Below are 15,597 nucleotides of genomic sequence, written 5' to 3' on the forward strand. Positions count from 1 at the left end.
TTGTCAGCAAAACAGGCGCGCCGATGGTAACGAGCGAAAATGACAGGCCCGTGACGGAGATGAAACTCCCCCTCTCCTCTTGTATAATTCGAGGTTTGATCGCAAAAGAAACCATCATGGAAGCAGAACGCCTCAATTCCCTCCAATCCCTGCTCGACGATCTGGCCACCCGCGCCACCGAGCTACGGAGGTATCTTTGACTTCGATGTGAAGTCGGAGAAACTCGAACAAGTCAACGCCGAACTGGAAGACCCCAACGTCTGGAACGACCAGAAACGGGCCCAGGATCTCGGCAAGGAAAAGAAATCGCTGGAAGCGATCGTCCATACCCTCATCAAGATCGACAGTGAACTGACCGATGCCCGCGACCTCTTCGAGATGGCGCGCGAGGAAAAGGACGAGGACACCATCGTCGCCATCGAAGGCGATACCGAAGGTCTGAAGAAGCTGGTCGAAGACATGGAGTTCCGCCGCATGTTCAGCGGCCCCATGGATGCCAACAACTGCTTCATCGACATCCAGGCTGGCGCCGGCGGCACCGAAGCCCAGGACTGGGCCTCCATGCTGCTGCGCCAGTACCTGCGCTATTGCGAACGCAAGGGCTTCAAGGCCGAGATCATGGAACAGTCCGACGGTGAAGTGGCCGGCATCAAGACCGCCACCATCAAGGTCGAGGGCGACTACGCCTATGGCTTCCTGCGCACCGAAACCGGCGTGCACCGCCTGGTGCGCAAGTCGCCGTTCGACTCGTCCAATGGTCGCCACACCTCCTTCTCGAGCCTGTTCGTCTACCCGGAAGTGGATGAATCCTTCGAGATCGAGATCAACCCGGCCGACGTGCGCGTGGATACCTATCGCGCCTCCGGTGCCGGTGGCCAGCACATCAACAAGACCGACTCCGCAGTGCGCCTGACGCACGCACCGTCGGGCATCGTCGTGCAATGCCAGAACGACCGCAGCCAGCACCGCAACCGTGCCGAAGCCTGGGACATGCTGCGCGCCAAGCTGTTCGAACTGGAACTGCGCAAGCGCATGAGCGAGCAGCAGAAGCTGGAAGACTCCAAGACCGACGTCGGCTGGGGTCACCAGATCCGCTCCTACGTGCTGGACCAGTCCCGCATCAAGGACTTGCGCACCAACTTCGAAACCGGCAATACCAAGGCAGTGCTCGATGGCGACATCGACGACTTCATCGCTGCCTCGCTGAAACAGGGCGTCTGATCCACGCCGGCCGCGCAAGCCTTGCGTGGCCGGCAGTTGCCTGACCGACCGTTCAACACTCAAGAATTCCAACCATGACCACGCAAAACACCCCCGCCGCCCAGCCGGCAGCCGACGAGAACAGCATCATCGCCGAGCGCCGCGCCAAGCTGGCCGCCATCCGCGAACAGGGTATCGCCTTCCCCAACGATTTCCGCCCGGCCAACACCGCCGCCGACCTGCACGCCAAGTACGACGGCGTCGAGAACGAAGCCCTGGAAGCCGAACCGGTCAACGTGACCGTGGCCGGCCGCATGATGTTGAAGCGGGTCATGGGCAAGGCGGCTTTCGCCACCCTGCAGGATGCCTCGGGCGTGCGCGCCGATGGCCGCATCCAGCTCTACGTGACCCGTGACGTCACCGGCGAAGAAGCCATGGCCGCCTTCAAGCACTATGACCTGGGCGACATCCTGGGCGCCGAAGGTACCCTCTTCAAGACCAAGACCGGCGAACTGTCGGTGAAGGTCACCAAGCTGAAGCTGATCACCAAGTCGCTGCGTCCGCTGCCCGACAAGTTCCACGGCCTGGCCGACCAGGAAATGAAGTACCGCCAGCGCTACGTCGACCTGATCATGAGCGAGGAAACCCGTCGCACCTTCAAGGCCCGTACTGCCGCGATGTCGTCGATCCGCCGCTTCATGGAAACCAACGACTTCATGGAAGTCGAAACCCCGATGCTGCACCCGATCCCGGGCGGCGCCGCGGCCAAGCCCTTCATCACCCACCACAATGCGCTGGACATGCAGATGTTCATGCGTATCGCCCCCGAGCTGTACCTGAAGCGCCTGGTGGTGGGCGGCTTCGAACGCGTCTTCGAGATCAACCGCAACTTCCGTAACGAAGGCGTCTCGCCGCGTCACAATCCCGAATTCACGATGATGGAGTTCTACGCCGCCTACGTGGATTACCAGTGGCTGATGGGCTTCACCGAACAGGTGATCCGCCAGGCTGCCATCGATGCCCACGGCACCGCTGTGCTGACCTACCAGGGCCGCGAGCTGGACCTGTCCAAGCCCTTCGACCGCCTGACCATCACCGGCGCCATCCTCAAGTACGCACCGGGCTACACCGCCGAGCAACTGGCCGACATCGACTTCCTGCGCACCGAACTGAAGAAGTTCGGCGTCAAGACCGACCAGGCCCCGCTGGCTGGCGCCGGCATCGGCGCCCTGCAACTGGCCCTGTTCGAAGAGACCGCCGAGTCGCAGCTGTGGAACCCGACCTACATCATCGACTACCCGGTCGAAGTCTCGCCGCTGGCGCGCGCCTCCGACACGGTGCCGGGCATCACCGAGCGCTTCGAGCTGTTCATCACCGGCCGCGAAATCGCCAACGGCTTCTCGGAGTTGAACGACGCCGAAGACCAGGCCGCCCGCTTCCAGGCCCAGGTGGCCGCCAAGGATGCCGGCGATGAAGAAGCCATGTACTACGACGCCGACTACATCCGCGCGCTGGAGTACGGCATGCCCCCGGCCGGCGGCTGCGGCATCGGCATCGACCGCCTGATGATGCTCATCACCGACTCGCCCAACATCCGTGACGTGATCCTGTTCCCGCACCTGCGTCGCGAAGACTGATCCGGCCCGCTGTGCTGTCTTGTCCGCATCCCGCCCGGGATGCGGATTTTCCCTCCCGCCTCCCTCCCGCCCTCCGCTTTCCTCTCCCTGCCTGCCTCACCGCCAGACTTGCCGACATGGCAAGAATGCTGCTGTCGCGCTGCAAACCCGCCTCCTGCGCCGCTGCGCATGGCATTACAAGTTTTTACAACTCTCACAGAATCGGGATTTTTTTTGCCCGATGAGCACTCCATAATCCAGTCATCCACTTAGGGTGGACACCAGAACAACTAGAGAGGTCATCATGGAAACCAACATTGTCACCAAACCCAGCGCAAATCGTCTGCATCCCCTCGTTGCAGGCGCCGCTATCGCCGTCATCCTGGTCAGCCTTCTGGGCGTGGCCGCCATGACCGGCTTGCTGCCCAGCTCCAAGAGTGCCAATTCGCCGCAGCAACTGGCGTCGATGGAACAAAATGCGCAACAGCCCGGCCAGCCGATGAACCAGCAACAGCAGGCCGCACTGATGCCGTCGCAGGCTGCGCCGGCCGGCCAGCAACAGCAAGCCTATCCGGCCCAGGCCGCAGCCCCGGTGGCCCAGCGTGCAGCGGCCGTCTGCAGCAGTTGCGGTGAAGTGGTCGCCGTGCGCGCCGTGCAACATACCCCCAGCACCAGCGGCGTAGGCATTGCCGGTGGCGCCGTGGTCGGCGGCCTGCTGGGCAACCAGATCGGTGGCGGCACCGGCCGTACCCTGGCCACCATCGCCGGCGCCGTCGGTGGCGGCTATGCCGGTAACGAGGTCGAGAAGAATGTCCGCACCACCACCACCTACATGGTTGATGTGCGCATGGACAACGGCAAGTCGCGCAGCTTCCCGCAAAGCGGTGCCAACTGGCGCGTAGGCGACCAGGTGCGCGTGATCAATGGCCACCTGGAGAGCCGCGGCTGATTACCTCGCCCTCCGCTCCCTCAACACCAGCCCTTCGAGTCCGCTCGAAGGGCTTTTTGCTTTCAGGGCGACATGCCAACGACAAGCAAAAAAAATTAACTCGGGGTAATATTCATGCTTGTGCACCGATTGTTGTAATACAACATTGGAACGACACAAAACTGTCATATTCCTGTCAAATGGGGCAACATTGACTCCTGTTCCTGACCTGGCGGGACGGAATTCGATAAATGCTGGCAACATTCCTCCCGGGCAGTTAGACTTTTGTAAATTAATTCATCTGCCGGAGACAGAAGCAGAATGTTGGTTGTCGGGATACAGAACGCATCCAAGCCAATGCGTCGGCCCGCATCCTCCTGACTAACGGGGGGCGAACGATTCGCCAGTACGGGCTTACCGGCTCGAATGCGTGTTTTTGATTTATGGACTCACTGTCATCCATCGACTCCAGCGGCCTGTCTACGGCCGCCCCGGCTGAAGAGCGCCATGGCGGCCCGCACAAGGACCATGCCGTCATCCTGCTGCACGGCCTGTGCGGTTCCCAGCTTGAGATGGGCTCCATTCCCAAGCAGCTCAAGAAGGCCGGCTGTACCGTCATTCCCCTGAGCATCGAGAATTACTCGGCCGCGCTGACCAATCCCCGCGTCTCCCCCAACTGGGAAGACTGGTGTGCCGTGGTCGAAAGCCGCGTGGCGCGCCTCAAGGAAGAATTCAAGACCGTCTCCATCTGCGGCCTGTCCATGGGCGCCACGCTGGCCCTGGCGGTGGCCGCGCGCAGCAAGGAACTGCTGTCGGTGGTGCTGCTCTCGCCGGTGCTGCAATACGACGGCTGGTCGGTGCCCTGGTACTGGAAGCTGCTCACCGTGGTCTATGACCTGGGCGTGCGCAACTGGTCCTACAAGGAAAGCGAACCCTACGGCATCAAGAACTACGAGATGCGCCGGCGCGTGGCCAGCGCCCTCGAAAAGGATGGCGTGGCCGCCGTGGGCGCCGCCTCGATTCCCGCCCGTCACCTGCGGGCGGCGCTGCACATGATCGATTTCGTGCGCAAGTCGCTGCCGCTGGTACGTGCCGACACGCTGATCATCCACTCCATCGACGACGAAACCGCCTCCCCGCGCAATGCGGAGGTGATCTTGCAGCACATCAACGCCGAGGTGCGCAAGGTGATCTGGCTGGGCGATTGCTATCACATCATCACGGTGGACAACGAACGCGAGATCGTCACCAACGAAACGGTGATGTTCCTCAAGCGCAGCATCGACATCCATGGCAACGAACTGTCGCGCAAGTACCTGGCGCACTCGTCGCCGCTGAAGGATCGCCGTCACTAGCCGCGCAGACAGATACGCAAATGCAACATCATGACGCAGATGTGTTGTGCGTCAGTGTTTTGAAAGACTGCTTCCTTAACATGAGGGCATTGCGCTGCGGTGCAACGCAAGAGAAGATGGATACGACCCACAACCATTCAACAACCATCATGGGATTGATCCGACTGAAGAACGCCAAAAGCTGGCGCCCGCAGGGTTTTCGCCCCCTGTATGTGAGCGCGCTCGGCTTCATTGCCGCCTTCGGCCTGCGCTACGCGCTGGCGCCGTTCGTGGAGGATTCACTGTCGATGCTGTTCTTCGCCATCAACAGCATCGTCATCAGCTACCTGTTCGGCTACCTGTACTCGCTGGGCCTGCTGGCCATCAGCATCCCGACGGCCATGTTCTTCTTCCGCAAGCCCTACTACACGATGGACGGGCTCAACGACAAGGACATCTTCCTGATCCTGGTCTACACCACCATCGTCGCCACCGCGGCGCTGATCATCGAGTGGCTGCAACGCGAACGCTATGCTGCCGTGCTGCAACAACGGGTCTCCGAGACCCGCTATCGCCTGCTCATCGAGTCCGACCAGGCCCGTCGCGCCGAGTACAGCAAGCAATTCGAAGCCAGCGCCGCCAGCGACCAGGGCTGATCCGTCCCGATATCGCCTGATGCGTGACAGGCGCGCATCAGGAAGCGCCTGATACCCAGCCGCACTCCCATCTGCGAAGATGGCCTCAACACAGCAAGGAGGCCATCATGTCCACATCTCACGCTACCCCCCGCATCCTCGTCATCGACGCCGATCTGGACGCCATCGAAACCGCCCGCTTCGCCCTGTGGCGCAGTCATACCGCCTGCCGCTTCGAATGGTTCGACGATGCCGAGGTGGCCAATGCCTCCCTGCTGACCCAGGCCCTGTGCCGCTCGCGCGACCTGCCGGCGCTGATCCTGCTGGATCCGCGCAAGTTCCCTGGCACCGAAGGCTATGAACTGCTGCGCACCCTGTGCGTGTACCAGCAGCTGGCCCACATCCCCCTGGTGCTGTTCACCGAATCGCCCCTGTGCAGCGACTTTGCCCAGGAGCAGGACAGCCGCATCTGGTATGCCGCCAAGCCCGCACTGGCCGCCGACCATATGGACCTGGTCACCCGTTGCGTACAGAAGCGCCTGCGCCAGCCTGAATTCCATTAACGTGGCGACGGCCGCAGCAGACGTGCCAGACGCCCGATGAGGGCATCGAACTGCTCCGAGGATGTATTGCCGTAACCGATCACCAGGCCATTGTTGTCGGCCTGCCGGCGCTGTGCCGAGAACGAGGACAGCGCCCCCACATTCATGCCCGCCGCGCGCGCCGCCGTACTGATGGCAACATCCTCCAGCGCCGGCGGCAACTGCACCGTCAGGTGCAGGCCGCTCTCCCCTCCCCGTACCGCATAGGACGCCGGCAAGTGCGCTTGCAGCGCCAGCCGCAAGGCCTGCTGCCGCTCGCGATAGAGACGCCGCATGCGCCCCAGGTGACGGGCAAACTGGCCCCCGGCAATGAATTCGGCCAGGGCCAGTTGCTCCAGCCGGTGCCCCCCTCGCAATAGCTCGGCCAATGCCGGATAGGCCCCCGCCCCCGCCGACGCCGGCAAGACCAGGAAACCGATGCGCAGGGCCGGGAACATGGTCTTGCTGAAGGTCCCCACATACAGCACCGGCGCATCGGCCACCAGCCCCTGCATGGCCGGCACCGGGTGGCCGCGATGGCGGAACTCGCTGTCGTAGTCGTCCTCGATGATCCAGCTGCCGGCCTGGCGCGCCCGGGCGATCAGCTCCAGCCGACGCGACAGCGACAGCACCGCCCCGGTCGGATACTGGTGCGACGGCGTCACATGCACCAGCCGTGGCGCTTGCCGGCGCCAGGCACGTGCCGGAATCAGGATGCCCTCGCCATCGACCGGCATGGCCTGGATCTTCAAGTCCCCCGCATGAAAGGCCGCACGCACACCACCATAGCCCGGATCCTCCATCCAGGCGCGCTCGCCCGGATTGGCGAACAGGCGCACGCACAGCGACAAGGCCCCCTGCGCGCCCTCGGTCACCACCACCTGGCCAGGTGTACAGCGCACCCCGCGCGCCACCCGCAGGTATTGCGCGATGGCCTCGCGCAGGGCTGGCTCGCCCAGCGGATCGCCATAGGCCAGCACTTGCGGCGATGCCCGCTTCAAGGCCCGCTCCTGGGCGCGCAACCAGGCGTTGAGCGGAAAGCGGCTCAAGGCCGGCATGCCCGGCGTGAGCGGCAGGGTGCGGTCGCCGGCATCGCGGGTCGGTGTCATGGTGCTGACGCGGCGCGACTGGCGCGGTGCGCTGACCGTGGCGACGTCCTCGCTTGCAGCACGCTGCTGCGGTGGCGGAGCATGGGCCAGCGAGGCGACCCGCGTGCCCTGGCGATCGGCCTGGGCATAGCCCTCGGCCACCAGTTGTTCATAGACCGCCAGCACGGTATTGCGCGCCACCTGCAGCTCGGCGCACAGGCTACGGGTAGACGGCAGGCGGCTGCCCGCCGGCAGCCGGCCGTCGAGGATAGCGTGCTTGAGGCGGGACAACAGCTGCTGCTGGCGCGATGCCGCGCCGGCAGCCGATTGCAGCGGGGAAGACAGCAGGGAAACAGACATGGTCGGCGAAATTCGTGGCTCCATCAAAATGGCCATCAATGGCACTTATGATGATGCCACGAAAACGCTATCGTCACGGCATCGGCAAGCCATCCACAGTACGACCCCACCCCTTCACGACCTTACGACCTCACAACGCCATGACCGAGCAGACCCCGCAACGCTACAACGAATTCCAGCAACCCATCGGCCCCGCCCTGCCCGACTGGCAAGCCTGCCCTTACCCGTCGGGCATCAGCCTGCAGGGTCAATACTGCCGCCTGGAGCACATCGACGTCGCACGCCACGGCCAGCAGCTCTACCGTGCCTACGCCCAGGCGCAGGACGGCCGCGACTGGACCTACATGATGAGCGGCCCCTTCCCCGACGAGGCTACCTACCTGCTGCATGCCCAGAGCCTGCAGGCCAGCCAGGATCCCCTGCACTACGCCGTCATCGACCAGGCCAGCGGCCAGGCCCTGGGCACCATGTCACTCATGCGCATCAATTCGGCCGGCGGGGGCATCGAGGTCGGGCATATCGCTTTCTCGCCATTGCTCAAGCGCACCCGCATCGCCACCGAGGCGCACTACCTGCTGATGCGCCATGTCTTCGACGACCTGGGCTATCGCCGCTACGAATGGAAGTGCGACAGTCTCAATGCCCCCTCGCGGCAGGCCGCACAGCGGCTGGGCTTCCAGTTCGAGGGCATCTTCCGCCAGGCGGTGGTCTACCGTGGGCGCAGCCGCGATACGGCCTGGTTCTCCATCATCGACAGCGAATGGCCGGACCTGCGCGTGGCTTTCGAAGGCTGGCTGGACGCGTCCAACTTCGACGCCGCAGGACGCCAGCGCCAGCCGCTGGGCAAGCTCACGGCTTGAGCTGCTTCAATTCCCACAGGGCATCGAGCACATGCTGGGTGGCTGGCTCCGGCCGGCCGGCGCGGTGGGCGATGCCCAGTGGCCGCCACAATGCCGGCCGCAAGGGCCGCATGGCGATACGCGGATCCAGCGGCACGGCCTGCCCCTGGGCGCTGGCCTCGTGCGGCAGCAGCGTGGCGCCATAGCCGGCTGCCACCAGGCTCTTGATCGCGTCATTGAAATTGAGCTGGATGCGCGCGGCCGGATGCTGGCCGCCACCGGCAAACCATTCGGTGGTCAGGCGCGACAGGCGTGTCTCGGGCGCATTGAGGATCAGCGGTTGCGCCGCCAGCCAAGCCGGCGTCACCGTGCGCGGTGCCTGCCATGCCGCCGGCAGGAAAGCCACCACCGGATCGCGTCGCCACGGCTTGACCGCCAGCCCGCCCACCGGCGTCTGCGGCAGCGCCACCAGGCCGATATCGAGCGCCCCGGCAGCCAGCCGCGACAGGGTTTCCTGCGAGGTCAGCACCATCACCTGCACATCGATGCCCGGGTGGCTGGCCCCCAGCCGCGCCAATGCCTGCGGCAGCAGGTAGGCAATGGCGCCGGTGGAGGCGCCCAGCCTGACCCGCCCTTCCAGCCCCTGCACCTGGCGCCCGACTTCTTCCAGCGCCTGCTCGGCATCGGCCAGCAACTGGCGCGCGCGGGCGATGAGCGTCTCGCCGATGCCGGAGGGCCGCACCTGGCTGCGCTGGCGCAACAGCAAGGGCGCGCCGATACGCTCCTCCAGTTCGCTGATGTGCAGGCTTACCGTGGGCGGCGCCAGGTGCAGGGCGCGCGCGGCAGCGGCAAAGGACCCCAGGTCGGCAATGGCCACCAGGGTGCGCAGACGGTCCAGGCTGAGTTCACGCATGGGTGAGCGGCTCCATAGACGAGAAAGTTGATTCAGAAAAACTGAATCATCTCTTTGTGATATTCAACTTTTCCAATTATACGGTTTACCGCAATATGGCACTCCATCGGCACTACCGCGCCATGCCGGCCTTTCCTTTTTTCCAAGGCGCGATCACAGGAGTCCTACCGTGAGCAATTCTCCCCTGATCTTCATCGACGGCGACCAAGGCACCACCGGCCTGCTGATCCACGAACGCCTGCGCGGTCGCAACGACCTGCGCCTGTTGAGCTTGCCGGCCACCGAGCGCAAGGACCCGCTACGCCGCGCAGAGGCCCTCAACAGCGCCGATATCGCCGTGCTGTGCCTGCCCGATCCGGCGGCCCGCGAAGCGGTGTCGTGGATCGAGAATCCCAAGGTGCGCGTCATCGACGCCAGCTCGGCCCATCGCACCAGCCCCGGCTGGGTCTATGGCTTCCCGGAACTGGCGGCCGGCCAGGCCGAGGCCATTGCCACCGCACAGCGCGTTACCAATCCCGGCTGCTATCCCACCGGGGCCATCGCCCTGCTGCGTCCGCTGGTGCAGGCGGGCCTGGTGCCGGCCGACTATCCGCTGGCCATCCAGGCGGTCTCCGGCTACTCCGGCGGAGGCCGCGCCCAGGTGGAGCAATACGAAGGCGCCGAGGCCGCCAGCGCCGCGCCCTTCGTGGTGTATGGCCTGGGCCTGCACCACAAGCATCCGCCCGAGATGCAGCTGCACGCGGGCCTGACGCAGCGTCCCATCTTTGTCCCCTCCTACGGTGCATTCCGCCAGGGCATCGTGCTCACCATTGCACTGCAGACCCGCCTGCTGCCGCCCCAGGCCAGCCTGGACAGCCTGCGTGCCGCATTGCAGGCGCACTATGCCGGCAGCCGTTACATCAGCGTGCTCGATGCCGCGCAGAGCGCCGCCACCGATCGTCTCGATCCGACCCGCCACAACGGCAGCAACGACGTGACACTGGGTGTGTTCGGCAATGCCGACGAAGGCCATTTACTGCTGTGTGCCGTCTTCGACAATCTTGGCAAGGGTGCCTCGGGTGCCGCGGTACAGAACCTGGAACTGATGCTGGGCCAGTACTGACTCGCGTCACCGGCTGCGGCGGCATTGCAATCGCTGCCGCAGCCTGACCGGCGCAATGCGGAGGCGAACTCGTAAAATCCTGAAAAGGCTTGATCCTGCTCAGGGCAGGATCAAGCGGGCTATGGCATCATGGCACCCTGATTCGCCAACACTGTCCCGCAGGCGCGGGCCCATTGCAGAGCTTGGGCCACACGCCTCGTCCCGAAGCACATGCCCACCATCATCGGCAAGATCGCCTGCCAGTTCCGAGGCGCGACCATCAACCTGACCCCGGTCCTGCGTACCGATGGCAAATGGAGCGCGTTCGTCCATATCGCCTTTCCTGACCGCACCACCCACGACTTCGGCGATTTCAAGGCCGGCAACACCAAGATGGAAGCCCTGCAGAATGCCGTCACTGGCGCCGAGGGCTACATCGCCCATCGCATGGGCTAACCGGGCCTGGGCCGCTGTCGCATAAAAAATGGCTCGCATCGGCGCGAGCCATGTTCTTCTCAGCCGGGGACCACGCGGCGCTCAATTGACCTTCACGCCGGCGGCCTCGCTCTCCTTGTAGATGGCATCGATCAGATCCTGCCCCACCCGCCCGGCCATGCTCTTGTGTACCGGCAAGAGGGCACGGCGCCATTCGGCCTTCTCGTCTTCGCTCAGGTAGTAGACCTTGGTCTTGCCACTGGCCTTGATGGCCTCCAGCGCATCGTCGTTTTCCTTTTGCGCGATGGTGTTGGCGTAGATCGTGGCTTCCTTCATGGCGCCCTCCAGCTGGCTGCGCACATCGGCCGGCAGGCTCTCCCAGAACTTCTTGTTGACGATCACCGCGTAGCCGATATACCCATGGTCAGAGACGGTCAGGTTGGATTGCACCTCATGCATCTTCTGCGTGTACACGTTGGAAGGCGTGTTCTCGCTGCCATCGACCACCCCGGTCTGCATGGCCTGGTAGACCTCGGAGAAGGCCAGCACCTGCGGATTGGCCTTGAGCGCGCGGAACTGCTCGTCCAGCACCTTGGAAGACTGGATGCGCATCTTCAGCGCCCGGAAGTCGGCCACCTTGTGCAGCGGACGGTTGGCCGTCATCACCTTCATGCCGTTATCCCAGTAGGCCAGGCCCTTGATGCCCTTGCTCTCCAGGCGCTGGAACAGGCCCTGCCCGATCGGCCCCTCGGTGACCCGCTTCAGCACGGCCTTGTTGGGGAAGATGTAAGGCAGGTCGAACACCTCGAACTCGCGGGCGCCCAGCGGGCCGAACTTGGCCAGCGAAGGCGCCAGCATCTGCACCGACCCCAGTTGCAGCGCCTCCAGCTCTTCCTTGTCCTTGTAGAGCGTGCTGTTGGGATAGACCTCCACCTTCACGCGCCCCCGGGTCGCCTTCTCGGCCAGTTCCTTGAAGCGTTCCGCGCCCTTGCCCTTGGGCGTGTCATTGGCCACCACGTGGCTGAACTTGATGACGATGGTCTGCTGGGCCTGCGCCATCGTGGCCGATAGCGTCAGTGTGGCAAAGGCGCAGGCGGTCAGTGCCGCCCGCATGGTGATGATGGTCATGCGTGTCTCCTCCGGGTGAAGCCGGAGGCCGATGCATTCGGCCCTCCGGCGTTAAAAGACGATCAGGTCGCGCAGCCCCTCCCCGCTATGCAGGCGGTCGAAACCGCGATTGATATCGGCCAGCGCCAGGCGCTCGCCCATGAGCTTGTCCACCGGCAGGCGACCGGCCTGGAACAGGCCGATGTAGCGCGGGATATCGCGCAGCGGTACGCACGAGCCGATGTAGCTGCCCTTGACGGTGCGTTCCTCCGCCACCAGGCTGACCTGTTGCAGCGCCCAGTTCTGGTTTGGTGCCGGCAGGCCGGCCGTGACCGTCATGCCGCCCCGGCGGGTCATGCGATAGGCGGCTTCCATGGCCTGCACCGAACCGGCCATCTCGAAGGCATAGTCGACGCCGCCCTTGGTCAAGGCCTTGACCTTTTCCACCGCATCGGGGTCGCGGGCGTTGATGGTGGCGGTCGCACCCAGTGCACGCGCCACTTCCAGCTTGCTGTCGTGCAGGTCGACCGCGATGACCTCGCGCGCACCAGAGGCCAGCGCGCCCAGCATGGTGCACAGGCCCACGCCACCCAGCCCCAGCACCGCCGCCGTGGTACCGGCCTTGACCTCGGCGGTATTGACCGCCGCCCCCACACCGGTCAGCACCGCGCAACCGAACAGGGCCGCCTGCACCGGATCGATATCGGCCTCGATCTTCACGCAGGAGCGACGCGAGACCACCGCATGATCGGCAAAGGCCGATACGCCCATGTGGTGATGGACGTGCTGGGCATGATCATGCAGGCGGCGCTGGCCCGACAGCAGCTCCCCCAGGGTATTGGTGGCCGCACCCGGTTCACACAGCGCCGGTCGCCCCTCCATGCAGGGCATGCAATGGCCGCAGCTGGGCACGAAGACCAGCACCACCAGGTCGCCGGCACGCAGGTCGGTCACGCCACTGCCCACCTCCACCACTTCGGCCGAGGCTTCGTGGCCCAGCGCCATGGGCACCGGGCGCGGACGCACGCCGGTGATCACCGACAGGTCCGAATGGCACAGGCCGGCGGCCTTCATCTTGACCAGTACCTCGCCGGGGCCGGGCGGATCGAGATCGAGCTCCTCGATCTTCAGTGGCTGGCTCACGGCAAACGGATGCGCATCGGTCATCTCGCGCAGGACGGCGGCCTGGATCTTCATGTGTCTGTCTCCCTTGTGGTTGGCAAAACACCTAGATTACACGACCACCGTCGACCGGAACTTCCATCCCGGTCAAGAAATGCGAGGCATCGGTGGCCAGGAACACGGCCACATTGGCCACATCGGTAGCCTCGCACATGCGGCCCAGCGGAATGGTGGCGACGAAACGCGCGCGGTTCTCGGGGGTATCGGGTACGCCCATGAACTGTTCCAGCAAGCCGGTGGCCCCCATGACCGGGCAGATCGCGTTGACCCGGATGCGATCCGGCGCCAGCTCCACCGCCATCGACTTGGAGAGCATGTTGACCGCGCCCTTGGAGCTGTTGTACCAGGTCAGCCCCGGGCGTGGACGGATCCCCGCCACCGAGCCGACATTGAGGATCACGCCACCACGCCCCGGTTCGGCCTGGTTGCGCTCGCGCAGCAGCGGCACCACGGCATGGGTCATGTGGAAGATGGACTTGACGTTGATCGCGAAAACGCGGTCGAAGGTCTTTTCATCCACCTGCAACATGGGCTGGTTGCGATGGGTGGCGCCGGCATTGTTGACCACGATATCGGGGATACCGAAGGCCTCGACGCATTGGCGCACGGCCGCCTGGACGGCCTCGGCGCTGGTGACATCACAGAGCGCCGCGGCGGCCTTGGGGCCGAGTTCGCGCGCCAGCGCCTGCGCGCCTTCGCCATTGATGTCGGCGATCAGTACGCTGGCGCCTTCGCGCACATAGGCACGGGCGATTTCCGCGCCGAATCCTCCGGCCGCGCCGGTGACGATGGCGACCTTGCCTGCAAGTTGCGACATGACTTCTCCTGATGAGTAACCGGGTAACTACCGGTCATTATTGGTAGTGGTGGACGATGGTCTTGGTGGTGCTCATCTCTTCCAGCGCCAGCAAGCCCTTCTCGCGGCCATGGCCGCTCTTCTTGACGCCACCGAAGGGCAGTTCCACCCCGCCGCCGGCGCCATAGCAATTGATGAAGACCTGGCCCGACAGCACGCGCCGCGCCAGCCGCGCCTGGCGACCGCCGTTCTCGGTCCAGATGCCGGCGGCCAGCCCGTACTCGGTGGCATTGGCCAGGGCGATCGCATCTTCCTCATCCTTGAAGGACATGGCCGAGAGCACGGGACCAAACACCTCACGGCAGGCCAGCTTGTGATCGCGCGGCACGCGCCCGAACAGGGTCGGCCGCACGAAGTAACCTTCGCCCGGCACGTCGCTGCCCAGCCCGCCCTGCGCCAGCACCGGCACACCCGACGCCACGGCCTCGTCGATGAAGGCCTGCACGCGGTCACGCTGCTTGCGGTTGACGATGGGGCCGCAATCCAGGTCCATCTCGGGTGTCCCCACCTGCACCTGCTGGAAGCGCTCGGCCACGCGTGCCACGAAGCGCTCGTAGATGCCTTCCTGTACCAGCAGGCGGCTACCGGCCGAGCAGGTCTGGCCGGCGTTCTGGGTGATGGCCTTGACGATGATGGGCACAGCCTTGTCCATGTCGACATCATCGAAGACGATCTGCGGCGACTTGCCCCCCAGCTCCAGCACGCAGGGAATATGGTTCCTGGCGGTGGCTTCCTGCACCATCACGCCGACCTCGGGCGAGCCGGTGAAGGTGGCGAAGTCGATGCCCGGATGCGCCGTCAGCGCCGCCCCCGCTTCATGGCCATAGCCGGTGACGATGTTGAGTGCGCCCGCCGGGAAGCCCGCCTCCAGCGCCAGCTCGCCCAGCTTGATGCCGGACAGGCAGGCATCTTCCGAGGGCTTGAGCACGGTGGCATTGCCCATGGCCAGCGCCGGCGCCAGCGAACGGCCGAACATCTGGGCCGGGTAGTTCCAGGGGATGATGTGGGCGGTCACGCCATGCGGCACGCGCACCAGGCTGACGTTGTAGCCATCCAGGTAGGGAATGGTCTGGCCATGGATCTTGTCGGCCGCGCTGCCATAGAACTCGAAATAGCGCGCCACCACCTTGACGTCATTGCGTGCCACCGTGATGGGCTTGCCGGTATCGCGCGCCTCCAGTTGCGCGATGTCCTCGGCATTGGCCAGGATCAGCTCGCCCAGGCGCATGAGCAGGCGGCCGCGTTCGGTGGCGGTCAGCCGGCCCCAGTCGCCGGAAAGCGCACGCCGCGCGGCGGCCACGGCCAGGTCGATGTCGGCCTTGCCGCCGCGCGAGATCTGCGTAAATACCTTGGCATGGCTGGGATCGATGACATCGATCGCCTGCCCGTCCTGGGCCGCCTGCCAGCGGCCATCGATCAACAGGGTCTTGGGGGATTGCATG

Annotated in this window: 15 protein-coding genes; 9 read left to right on the forward strand and 6 right to left on the reverse strand. The window is 64.7% G+C overall.

What is annotated here, in order from left to right; all coding sequences use genetic code 11:
- The first annotated feature begins 116 nt into the window (after positions 1–116).
- The 6 genes from prfB (at position 117) to ACIPHN_RS03330 (ending at position 6,276) form a co-directional block, all read left to right on the forward strand.
- Positions 117–1,221, forward strand: a protein-coding gene (gene prfB / locus ACIPHN_RS03305) for a peptide chain release factor 2 (protein ID WP_400432665.1) whose coding sequence is annotated in 2 segments (ribosomal slippage) — positions 117–197 and positions 199–1,221 — 1,104 coding nt in all. Because the reading frame shifts where the segments join, the coding sequence is not laid out codon by codon here.
- Between the two features lie 74 nt (positions 1,222–1,295).
- A complete protein-coding gene (gene lysS / locus ACIPHN_RS03310; protein WP_400432668.1) occupies positions 1,296–2,837 on the forward strand; it encodes a lysine--tRNA ligase in 1,542 nt (513 codons plus the stop codon).
- A 283-nt stretch (positions 2,838–3,120) separates the two neighbouring features.
- Complete coding sequence (locus ACIPHN_RS03315) at positions 3,121–3,765, forward strand: glycine zipper 2TM domain-containing protein (RefSeq protein ID WP_400432670.1); 645 nt, start codon at positions 3,121–3,123, stop codon at positions 3,763–3,765.
- Positions 3,766–4,187: 422 nt separating this feature from the next.
- Entirely contained in the window at positions 4,188–5,099 is a 912-nt protein-coding gene (locus tag ACIPHN_RS03320) for an alpha/beta hydrolase (protein WP_400432673.1), read from the forward strand.
- Positions 5,100–5,248: 149 nt separating this feature from the next.
- A complete protein-coding gene (locus ACIPHN_RS03325; protein WP_400432676.1) occupies positions 5,249–5,734 on the forward strand; it encodes a DUF4118 domain-containing protein in 486 nt (161 codons plus the stop codon).
- A gap of 107 nt (positions 5,735–5,841) precedes the next feature.
- On the forward strand, positions 5,842–6,276 hold the full coding sequence (locus ACIPHN_RS03330) for a histidine kinase (RefSeq protein ID WP_400432678.1): 435 nt from the start codon (positions 5,842–5,844) through the stop codon (positions 6,274–6,276).
- Here the strand turns inward: ACIPHN_RS03330 and ACIPHN_RS03335 are convergent.
- The gene (locus ACIPHN_RS03335; RefSeq protein WP_400432681.1) at positions 6,273–7,742 is read right to left on the reverse strand and encodes a PLP-dependent aminotransferase family protein; all 1,470 of its coding nucleotides are present in this window, start codon (positions 7,740–7,742) and stop codon (positions 6,273–6,275) included. The genes ACIPHN_RS03330 and ACIPHN_RS03335 overlap by 4 nt on opposite strands.
- Before the next feature lie 140 nt (positions 7,743–7,882).
- Between ACIPHN_RS03335 and ACIPHN_RS03340 the strand changes: the two genes are divergently transcribed.
- Positions 7,883–8,602, forward strand: coding sequence for a GNAT family N-acetyltransferase (locus ACIPHN_RS03340; protein WP_400432684.1), 720 nt, complete (start codon positions 7,883–7,885; stop codon positions 8,600–8,602).
- On the opposite strand, the gene ACIPHN_RS03345 is transcribed toward ACIPHN_RS03340, so the two are convergent.
- Complete coding sequence (locus tag ACIPHN_RS03345) at positions 8,592–9,494, reverse strand: LysR family transcriptional regulator (RefSeq protein WP_400432687.1); 903 nt, start codon at positions 9,492–9,494, stop codon at positions 8,592–8,594. The genes ACIPHN_RS03340 and ACIPHN_RS03345 overlap by 11 nt on opposite strands.
- Before the next feature lie 169 nt (positions 9,495–9,663).
- Here ACIPHN_RS03345 and argC point away from each other — a divergent pair, with 169 nt between their 5' ends.
- Both argC and ACIPHN_RS03355 read left to right on the forward strand, forming a co-directional pair.
- Positions 9,664–10,596, forward strand: a complete 933-nt coding sequence (gene argC / locus ACIPHN_RS03350) for an N-acetyl-gamma-glutamyl-phosphate reductase (protein ID WP_400432690.1) — start codon at positions 9,664–9,666, stop codon at positions 10,594–10,596.
- Between the two features lie 210 nt (positions 10,597–10,806).
- Positions 10,807–11,031 (forward strand): hypothetical protein, encoded by a 225-nt coding sequence (locus ACIPHN_RS03355; protein WP_400432693.1) that lies wholly within the window; start codon positions 10,807–10,809, stop codon positions 11,029–11,031.
- Positions 11,032–11,112: 81 nt separating this feature from the next.
- On the opposite strand, the gene ACIPHN_RS03360 is transcribed toward ACIPHN_RS03355, so the two are convergent.
- From ACIPHN_RS03360 to ACIPHN_RS03375, 4 genes are read right to left on the reverse strand one after another with little or no spacing between them, the layout of a single operon-like run.
- Complete coding sequence (locus ACIPHN_RS03360; RefSeq protein WP_400432695.1) at positions 11,113–12,138, reverse strand: TRAP transporter substrate-binding protein; 1,026 nt, start codon at positions 12,136–12,138, stop codon at positions 11,113–11,115.
- Between the two features lie 51 nt (positions 12,139–12,189).
- Positions 12,190–13,314 carry a zinc-dependent alcohol dehydrogenase family protein gene (locus tag ACIPHN_RS03365; protein WP_400432698.1) on the reverse strand — a complete coding sequence of 375 codons (1,125 nt, stop codon included), beginning with the start codon at positions 13,312–13,314 and terminating at the stop codon, positions 12,190–12,192.
- 31 nt (positions 13,315–13,345) lie between these two features.
- Positions 13,346–14,116: an SDR family oxidoreductase gene (locus ACIPHN_RS03370; protein ID WP_400432700.1), complete on the reverse strand. Its 771-nt coding sequence runs from the start codon at positions 14,114–14,116 to the stop codon at positions 13,346–13,348.
- A 37-nt stretch (positions 14,117–14,153) separates the two neighbouring features.
- Positions 14,154–15,596: an aldehyde dehydrogenase family protein gene (locus ACIPHN_RS03375; RefSeq protein ID WP_400432703.1), complete on the reverse strand. Its 1,443-nt coding sequence runs from the start codon at positions 15,594–15,596 to the stop codon at positions 14,154–14,156.
- Position 15,597 lies beyond the last annotated feature (1 nt).

This window comes from Herbaspirillum sp. NPDC087042, assembly GCF_044745245.1.
Lineage (GTDB): Bacteria > Pseudomonadota > Gammaproteobacteria > Burkholderiales > Burkholderiaceae_D > Herbaspirillum.